The following is a 7424-nucleotide window of genomic DNA, read 5'->3' as shown; positions in this document are numbered from 1 at the left end:
TCGCCGGAGGACGACGGCATCAAGGGCGGACTCAACGGCATCGACAACGGCCGCCTGCACTTCACGGGTGTCCGGGTACCGCGGACCAACCTGCTGAACCGCTACGGCGACGTCGCCGAGGACGGCAGCTACACCTCACCTATCCCGTCCCCCGGCCGCCGCTTCTTCACGATGCTCGGCACCCTCGTCCAGGGACGCGTCTCGCTCGACGGCGCCGCCGTGGCCGCCAGCAAGCTCGCGCTGACCGCCGCCATCACCTACTCGACGCAGCGCCGGCAGTTCAACGCGTCCTCCGAGCTCAGGGAGGAGGTGCTGATGGACTACCAGCGGCACCAGCGCCGGCTCCTGCCGCGCCTCGCGGCGACCTACGCGGCCTCGTTCGCCCACGAGGAACTCCTCGAGAAGTTCGACGACGTCTTCTCCGGCAGGAACGACACCGACGAGGACCGGCAGGACCTCGAGACACTCGCCGCGGCCCTCAAGCCGCTCAGCACCTGGCTGGCCCTCGACACCCTGCAGGAGTGCCGCGAGGCGACGGGCGGCCAGGGCTTCCTGATCGAGAACCGCTTCGCATCGCTGCGCGCCGACCTCGACGTCTACGTCACCTTCGAGGGCGACAACACCGTGCTGCTGCAGCTCGTCGCGAAGCGCCTCCTGACGGACTACGCCAAGGAGTTCAAGGGTGTCGACTTCGGCGTCCTGGCCCGCTACGCCGTGTCGCAGGCGGCGGGCAAGACCCTGCACCGCTCCGGTCTCCGCCGCGTCGCGCAGACGGTGGCGGACTCCGGCTCCGGCAAGAAGTCCGCCAAGGCGCTGCGGGACGAGGACACGCAGCGCGAGTTGCTGTCGGACCGGGTGCAGTCACGTGTGGCGGACGTCGCCGCCGTGCTGCGCGGTGCGAAGGGGATGTCGCAGGAGAAGTCCGCCGCCCTCTTCAACGAGCACCAGAACGAGCTCATCGAGGTGGCCCACGCACACGCCGAGCTGCTCCAGTGGGAAGCGTTCACCCGAGGCCTCAAGAAGATCGAGGACCCGGGAACACGCGAGGTCCTCACCCGGCTCCGGGACCTGTTCGGTCTGTGCCTCATCGAGAAGGACCTCGCGTGGTTCCTCATGAACGGCCGCCTGTCCTCCCAGCGCGCGCGGACACTGGACCGGTACATCAACCGGCTACTGACCAGGATCCGCCCGCACGCCCTCGACCTGGTGGAGTCGTTCGGGTACGGGCCCGAACACCTGCGCTCGGCCATCGCGAGCGGAGCGGAGCAGGAGCGCCAGGACGAGGCCGCCGAGTACACGCGCCGCCGCCGGGCCAGCGGTGACGCGCCGATCGACGAGAAGACACTCCTCGCCCGTGAAGCCAGACAGAAGAAGGCGCAGAAGGCGGCGAAGTCCCGTACCAAGGGCTAGTGACGGGCCCTCGCGGACTCCCGCGAGGGCATCCACTCCTGACTGACCTGCCCGTCCGGCCCGGAGCGGGATGCTCAGGGTCCTGAATGGTCCTACTGCGCTTTGACAAGGGGCAGGTCCGCCCACTTGGTGGTGTAGTGGGGTGAGAGCATGTCGCGTTTCATGGTCCAGTCCGAGCCTGCTTTCAGGCCCGCGTGGCCGAGGCCGATCGCCGAGCGCCCGAATCTCTGGCCGATCTGGTGCAGGAGTGGGCCCGTGTCCTTCCCCAGGGCCGGACCGGCGCCGGCCGCGGGATCCTGGTCGAGCGTCAGGAGGGAGTCCTGTGTCCCGGCGGGTTGGAGGTCGGTGATGATGACTCCGGCCCGGATGTAGGACACGCCTTCGTCGATGAGCGGCAGCAGCCGGTGCGCGGCACGGGTGAGTTCCAGGGGATTCGCGGTATGGGCCGGGAGCGGGATGCAGATACTCGGCGCGCTTCTGGTGCCGGTACTGAACGGTGAGGTTCCGGCGAACGCGGTGAGCACCCTTCCCTGGAGGTTCTTGCGGGCCAGGCGTGAGGCGGCGCCCTGGGCGTAGACGCTCAACGCCTGCTGCATCCCGTCCAGGGTGGTGACGGGGGTGGCGAAGGAGCGGGAGAAGAGAACCTGTTCGTTGCCGGTGGACTCGCTGGAGGTGATGCAGGGCGTGCCCTGCAGTTCGAGGACGGTGCGCATGAGGACCACGGAGAACCGTTTCCGGATCAATACCGGGTCCGCGGCGGCAAGGTCCCAGGCGGTGTCGATGCCGATGGCGTTAAGGCGTGCGGCGTTCCTGGTGCCGACGCCCCAGACGTCGGTGACTTTCAACCTGCGCAGCAGGGCGCGCCGCTGATCCTGCGGGACGAGGTCCCAGTGGCAGACCCCGTCGAAGTGGGGATTGCCCTTGGCCCACCGATTGGCGAGTTTCGCCAGGGTCTTCGTCGGGGCTATGCCCACGCACACGGGAAGCCCGGTGTTGCGCCGGACGGTCGCCTTGATGGTCCTGCCCGTGGCCTGCTGTGCCCTGTGGGTGCCATGGAGGGTGAGAAACGCTTCGTCGATGCTGTAGATCTCGAGGTCGGTGGTGTGGCGGCCGAGGACTTCCATGACGCGGGCACTCATATCCCCGTACAGCTCGTAATTGCTCGAGCGGACCTGCAACCCCCAGTTCTTCGCCTGTCCGGCGATCTGGAACCAGGGAGCGCCCATCGGGATCCCGAGTACCTTCGCCTCGGCGCTGCGGGTGATCACGCAGCCGTCGTTGTTCGACAGGACCACCAGGGGGCGCCCTTCCAACGACGGGTCGAAGGCCCGCTCGGAGGAGACGTAGAAATTGTTGACGTCGACCAGGGCGACACCGGAGGTAACCGGACCGGTGACCGGACCCCGACCAAGCGGGGAAGGTTCAGGATCAGACACGGTGGAGGCACCGGGTGGCCACACCCCAGATGACCAGGCCATCGGGGTCCGGCACGGGGATGGGTGGGTAGGCGGAACTCGCCGCGACCAGCGCGACGCCGGCAGCCGTACCGTCACCAGGATCCGTGCTGTTGGACTTGGTGGTGGGACTGGTCTCGGGGTCGGTGCTGGTGTCCGAGTGGGTGATGCGGAGTCGACGGACGATGAGTTCGCCGTCGAGGACGGCGACGACCACGGACCCGTCCCTGGGGTGCAGGGCCCGGTCGACGATCAGTTCGTCACCATCGGAGATACCCGCGCCGTCCATGGCGTGCCCGGACACACGCACGATGTAGGTGCTGGTGATGTCCTTGATGAGGTGCCGGTTCAGGTCGATCCGGTCCTCGAACCAGTCCTGGGCCGGGGACGCGAAGCCCGATGGCATCAACTCCGCGCGGGCAGCGGCTGGAGCCGGCCGGCCGAGGGCCCTACCGGATGCACCGAACTCGTCCATGACCTCGCGCATCCTTCCCTCCCGATGGCCGCAACGGCCCAAGGTACCGATCGTAGACTGCGCCGCCGACACGGACGTGAAGGTGCCGGCCGGTAAGCTGCGGCTCCGCACCCGAGTGCGCGTCTTCCGCTACGGCGTCCCGATATTGACTGCGCCGCCGCTAGGACGCCGGTGCGGAAGCCCTGCTGAAGGCGGTCCGGGTATGGCCGAGGTTCGGTCGAGCCAGTCCGGCGGGCCGGCGAGGCCGATCCGGTAGCGCGCCGCGTCCTCGGAGGGGCTGTGCGGCCCGAGGGCCAGTTGGAAGGCCCGCAACTGTACGCGGGTGCGCTGCAAGCGGAGGCGGTCCGCGGGCGAGCGGTCACCGCGGCCGGGTACGCCGGCGAGGGGGGCCACGGACGGGGAGAGAACCAGCGCCCCGGCGACGGCCAGGCCCTTGTAGAAGATCCGCTCGGCCCGGTTCAACCCGTCCGGTGCGGAGAGAAAGGTGAGGAGCTCGGCGGGAACGGGTTCGAGGTCGGGCTCCAACGCGCGCAGGGCCTCGGCGAGTTCCCGTCGGTTGACCGGGAGGTCCTCGGCCCCGAGCGCCCGCGCGCTGCGGGACCAGTCGGCGACGTAGGTGTCGGCCCAGTCGCGGCCGAACCGCGGGGCCAGGTCGTGGCCGACGGCCTCGTGGGCGCCGAGGAAGGCGTCGGTGAAGGCCAGGTGCACCCAGCGCAGCAGGGCGGGGTCGGAGGCGGAGTAGGCGCGACCGTCGTCGGTGGTGCCGCGGACCCGCCCGTGCATACCGCGGACCCGCGCCGTCTCCCGCTCGGCGAGCTCCGCCGAGCCGAAGGTGCTCACGGTGAGCCAGCGTGCGGTCCCGGCGAGGCGGGCCCAGGGGTCGCTGCGGTAGGTGGAGTGCCGTGCGACCCCGGCCATCGCCAGCGGGTGTGCGCCCTGCCCGAGGAGGGCCGCAACCCCGCCGACGAGGGTGGAGAGGTCGCCGTGGACCCGCCAGACGACGCCGTCGGGCTCGAACCAGCCCGGTCCCTCCCCTACCAGGGCGATCTCGCGCACCCAGTCCGGTGCCCCGGTGGGGTCACCGGAGACCCGTGCGCGGAAGGCACGGCGGACGCGGTGGGCCAAATCGGCGGGGCGCGGTATCGAGCGATCGGGCATGAGACTCCAACGACGGCAGGTCGGGTACGACGGACACCCCGGACGGGACTCCACTACGAAGCGTAGAACACGGCTCTGACACGTCGGTGGTCGAGCGAACTTCTCCGTTGTCAGAAAAGTGTTGGCGCTTCGGGCTCGATGCCGGTGAGCAGGGGCCGGACGATCGATTCGTTCCATTCGCGCTCGAGGAGGGCTGTGCGCAACTCGACAGTTCGGGCGTGGAACTGGGTGCTGCCGACGCCGCGCCATTGGAAGGTCGAGGCATTGGCGTGCGGGCCCTCCCGGACCGATCCAAATTATTCAGCGCCTGGGTACCGGGTAGCAGGTCGGTTTCCGCGCTACCTCTGGGACACGTCACACAGCGGCTGAAGCTGCACCGGGATGAAGATGGTCCCCTATTTGTCGATGGAGGCCATGTTGGCTTCGTCGTGTCGCTCGCCGGCTGCCGGGTCGAGCGCCGTCAGGCGCTCGATCTGCTGTGCTGTGAGCTCAACCGTATCGGCGGCGGTGTTCTCCTCCACTCGCCCGACCCGACGGGTTCCTGGGATCGGGGCGATGTCCTCGCCCTGGGCGAGGATCCACGCCAGCGCTGTTTGTGCGGGGGTGGATCCGATTTCCGCGCCGATGGCGCGGACCTCGTCGACGAGACGGAGGTTGCGCGTGAAGTTCTCGCCGACGAACCGCGGATTGGTCTTGCGCCAGTCATCCTCGGGGATGTCGGCCGCGGAACGGATCTGCCCGGTCAACAGGCCGTGCCCGAGGGGAGAGTAAGGAACGAATCCGATGCCGAGCTCGCGGAGCAGGGGCAGGATGTGGGCTTCGACGTCACGCGTCCACAGCGAGTATTCCGTCTGCAGGGCCGAGACGGGGTGGACGGCGTGTGCGCGACGGATGGTGTGCGCGGATGCTTCGGAGAGCCCGAAGTGGAGCACTTTGCCTTCAGTGATCAGGTCAGCGACGGCGCCCGCGGTGTCCTCGATGGGCGTGTTCGGGTCGACCCGGTGCTGGTAGTACAGGTCGATGTAATCCCTGCCCAGGCGTCGCAGGGAGCCCTCGACTGCGATTTTCACATTCGAAGGTGAACTGTCGATCACGCCCGGTCCGCCGCCGTTGTGGGAGACGAGACCGAACTCGGTGGCGATCCTCACGTGGTCGCGGCGTCCTCGGGTTGCTTTGCCGACGATCTGTTCGCTGAGGTAGGGCCCGTAGATCTCGGCCGTGTCGATGTGGGTGACGCCCAGGTCGAGTGCGCGGTGGATGGTGCGTATGGATTCGTCGTCATCCAGTGCCCCGCCGGTCGTGTAGGTGCCGGCCATCGTCATGGCGCCGAGACCGACGCGGGAGACGTCGAGGTCTCCGAGGTGTGCACTTCTCATGAGGTTCTTGCCTCTCGGTTGCTCAGGCTTGGGAGGTGGGCATGGCCCACAGTTCGGCGATGGAGGAGCGTCGGTGGCGGGTGACCATGTAGGTGATGCTCTCGGCGATGTCTTCCGGCTGCAGTTTCTCGGGGATGTTCTTCGCGTCGGACACGGCGAGATGATCCTTGATGGTGTCGTTGTTGTGGGAGATCAGTTCGGTTTCGACGGCGCCGGGCTCGAGCACGCCGACTCGTACATGCTTCTTCGTGACTTCCTGGCGGAGGGCTTCGGTGAAGCCGTTCACCCCGAACTTCGTCATGTTGTAGGCGGCGAAGTTCGCCCATGCCTGCCGGCCGGCGATGGAGGAGATGTTCACGATATCCGCAACGCCGCGCAGTTCGTCGTTAGCCGCTATCAGCAGGTGCGGTAGTGCGGCCTTGGTCATGAAGAGCAGGCCACGCTGGTTGACGGCGATCATCCGCTCCCATTCCTCGACGTCCTGGTCGAGGACCGGTCCGAGCAGCATCAGCCCGGCGTTGTTGATGAGGATGTCGATCCTGCCGAAGCGGTCGATGACCGTCGAGACTGCCCGCTCTGCTTGGGCCCTGTCCGTGATGTCCGCCTGAACCCCCAGGGCACTGCCGCCGGCGGCTTCGATATCACTTACGAGAGTGTCGAGGCGGTCTGCGCGTCGGGCCACGACGGCCACGGTAGCGCCGTGCGCTGCGAGGCGGCGGGCGGTGGCTGCTCCGATGCCGCTACTGGCACCGGTGATGATGGCGATCGTTCCGACGAGTTTCTGTTCCACGAGGATGGGGCCCTTCTACGGGGGTGTCAGGTGTGTGGGGGCTCTATGACCACAGCGGTCAGAGAAATGGGGTGCTTGAAGATCACCAGGATGAGTCAGCCGAGTTCGACGAGCATGTCGGCGTCGTCGGGAAGGTCCTCGAAGACGCTGAGGTCCGAGGTGATCTCGCCCATCTCGGTGAGGGTGGGCACGGAACTGGTTTCTTCGTAGATGATCGTGATGCTGTCTCTGGGGTTGTAGTACACGATGTCTCCTGGTTGGACGTCGGTGTAGAACGGGCCCGTCTCCGTCAGCGGTTCGGGTAGTTCGGTGATGTACTCGATGCCCGCGTTCCGGAACCAGGGCAGCGTCACAGGAAGGGTCGCGGCGAAGTCCCGGGCGACCTGGGTGTCGTTGAGCGTTCCTGTCATGACCACGTCACCGGCGGTGATCGTGATCAGCGTTCCTTCTGCGGGTGCACCAGGTGCCGGGGCCTCGACTGTTGTGCTGTCAGTGCTCGCCCGGGTCGGCGTTCGTGCCGCAGTCTCAGCCGCGGCGGTCGGTTCTGGCGCAGTGGTCCCCTCACCCTCTGGCGCGGAGCACGCCGTCAGGGTGATCACGGCAGCCAAGGTCAGGGCGATGAGGACTGAGGGATTCTTCACTGTGTTCTACGCCATGTCGGCATCGTTGAGAGCCATGGAGGAGGACAGGTCGCGGTGGGCTTCGACCTGCTCGAGGAGCAGCCGGGCTTTCTGCTCGACGCCGGCGACGACGTCGGCCCC

The 7424-nt window shown here is 67.7% G+C and carries 7 protein-coding genes; 1 reads left to right on the top strand and 6 read right to left on the bottom strand.

Features of this window, described 5'->3' with window-relative positions; translation table 11 throughout:
• Positions 1 to 1410, top strand: a 1410-nt coding sequence (locus tag CVO76_RS14395) for an acyl-CoA dehydrogenase (RefSeq protein WP_208739852.1), incomplete at its 5' end; no start/stop codon positions are given.
• A 92-nt stretch (positions 1411 to 1502) separates the two neighbouring features.
• Here the strand turns inward: CVO76_RS14395 and CVO76_RS14390 are convergent.
• The 6 genes from CVO76_RS14390 to CVO76_RS14365 form a co-directional block, all read right to left on the bottom strand.
• Positions 1503 to 2777: a Y-family DNA polymerase gene (locus CVO76_RS14390; protein WP_244186341.1), complete on the bottom strand. Its 1275-nt coding sequence runs from the start codon at positions 2775 to 2777 to the stop codon at positions 1503 to 1505.
• Positions 2778 to 2838: 61 nt separating this feature from the next.
• Positions 2839 to 3270 carry a LexA family protein gene (locus tag CVO76_RS14385; RefSeq protein WP_244186340.1) on the bottom strand — a complete coding sequence of 144 codons (432 nt, stop codon included), beginning with the start codon at positions 3268 to 3270 and terminating at the stop codon, positions 2839 to 2841.
• Between the two features lie 198 nt (positions 3271 to 3468).
• The gene (locus CVO76_RS14380; protein ID WP_244186003.1) at positions 3469 to 4497 is read right to left on the bottom strand and encodes an oxygenase MpaB family protein; all 1029 of its coding nucleotides are present in this window, start codon (positions 4495 to 4497) and stop codon (positions 3469 to 3471) included.
• 395 nt (positions 4498 to 4892) lie between these two features.
• On the bottom strand, positions 4893 to 5873 hold the full coding sequence (locus tag CVO76_RS14375; RefSeq protein WP_208739846.1) for an aldo/keto reductase: 981 nt from the start codon (positions 5871 to 5873) through the stop codon (positions 4893 to 4895).
• 22 nt (positions 5874 to 5895) lie between these two features.
• Positions 5896 to 6663 carry an SDR family oxidoreductase gene (locus tag CVO76_RS14370; RefSeq protein WP_208739844.1) on the bottom strand — a complete coding sequence of 256 codons (768 nt, stop codon included), beginning with the start codon at positions 6661 to 6663 and terminating at the stop codon, positions 5896 to 5898.
• A 95-nt stretch (positions 6664 to 6758) separates the two neighbouring features.
• Entirely contained in the window at positions 6759 to 7073 is a 315-nt protein-coding gene (locus CVO76_RS14365; protein WP_208739842.1) for a cyclophilin-like fold protein, read from the bottom strand.
• Positions 7074 to 7424 lie beyond the last annotated feature (351 nt).

It is taken from the genome of Arthrobacter agilis, from assembly GCF_002953615.1.
Lineage (GTDB): Bacteria > Actinomycetota > Actinomycetes > Actinomycetales > Micrococcaceae > Arthrobacter_D > Arthrobacter_D agilis_B.
The sequence above is the reverse complement of the archived record's forward strand: the minus strand, read 5'-3'. Positions and strand labels throughout refer to the sequence as shown.

Excerpts from the sequence above, each read along its gene's own strand:
- CVO76_RS14365 (WP_208739842.1), bottom strand. The coding sequence starts at position 7,073 with ATGACAGGAACGCTCAACGACACCCAGGTCGCCCGGGACTTCGCCGCG.
- CVO76_RS14385 (WP_244186340.1), bottom strand. The coding sequence starts at position 3,270 with ATGCCATCGGGCTTCGCGTCCCCGGCCCAGGACTGGTTCGAGGACCGG.
- CVO76_RS14375 (WP_208739846.1), bottom strand. The coding sequence starts at position 5,873 with ATGAGAAGTGCACACCTCGGAGACCTCGACGTCTCCCGCGTCGGTCTC.
- CVO76_RS14380 (WP_244186003.1), bottom strand. The coding sequence starts at position 4,497 with ATGCCCGATCGCTCGATACCGCGCCCCGCCGATTTGGCCCACCGCGTC.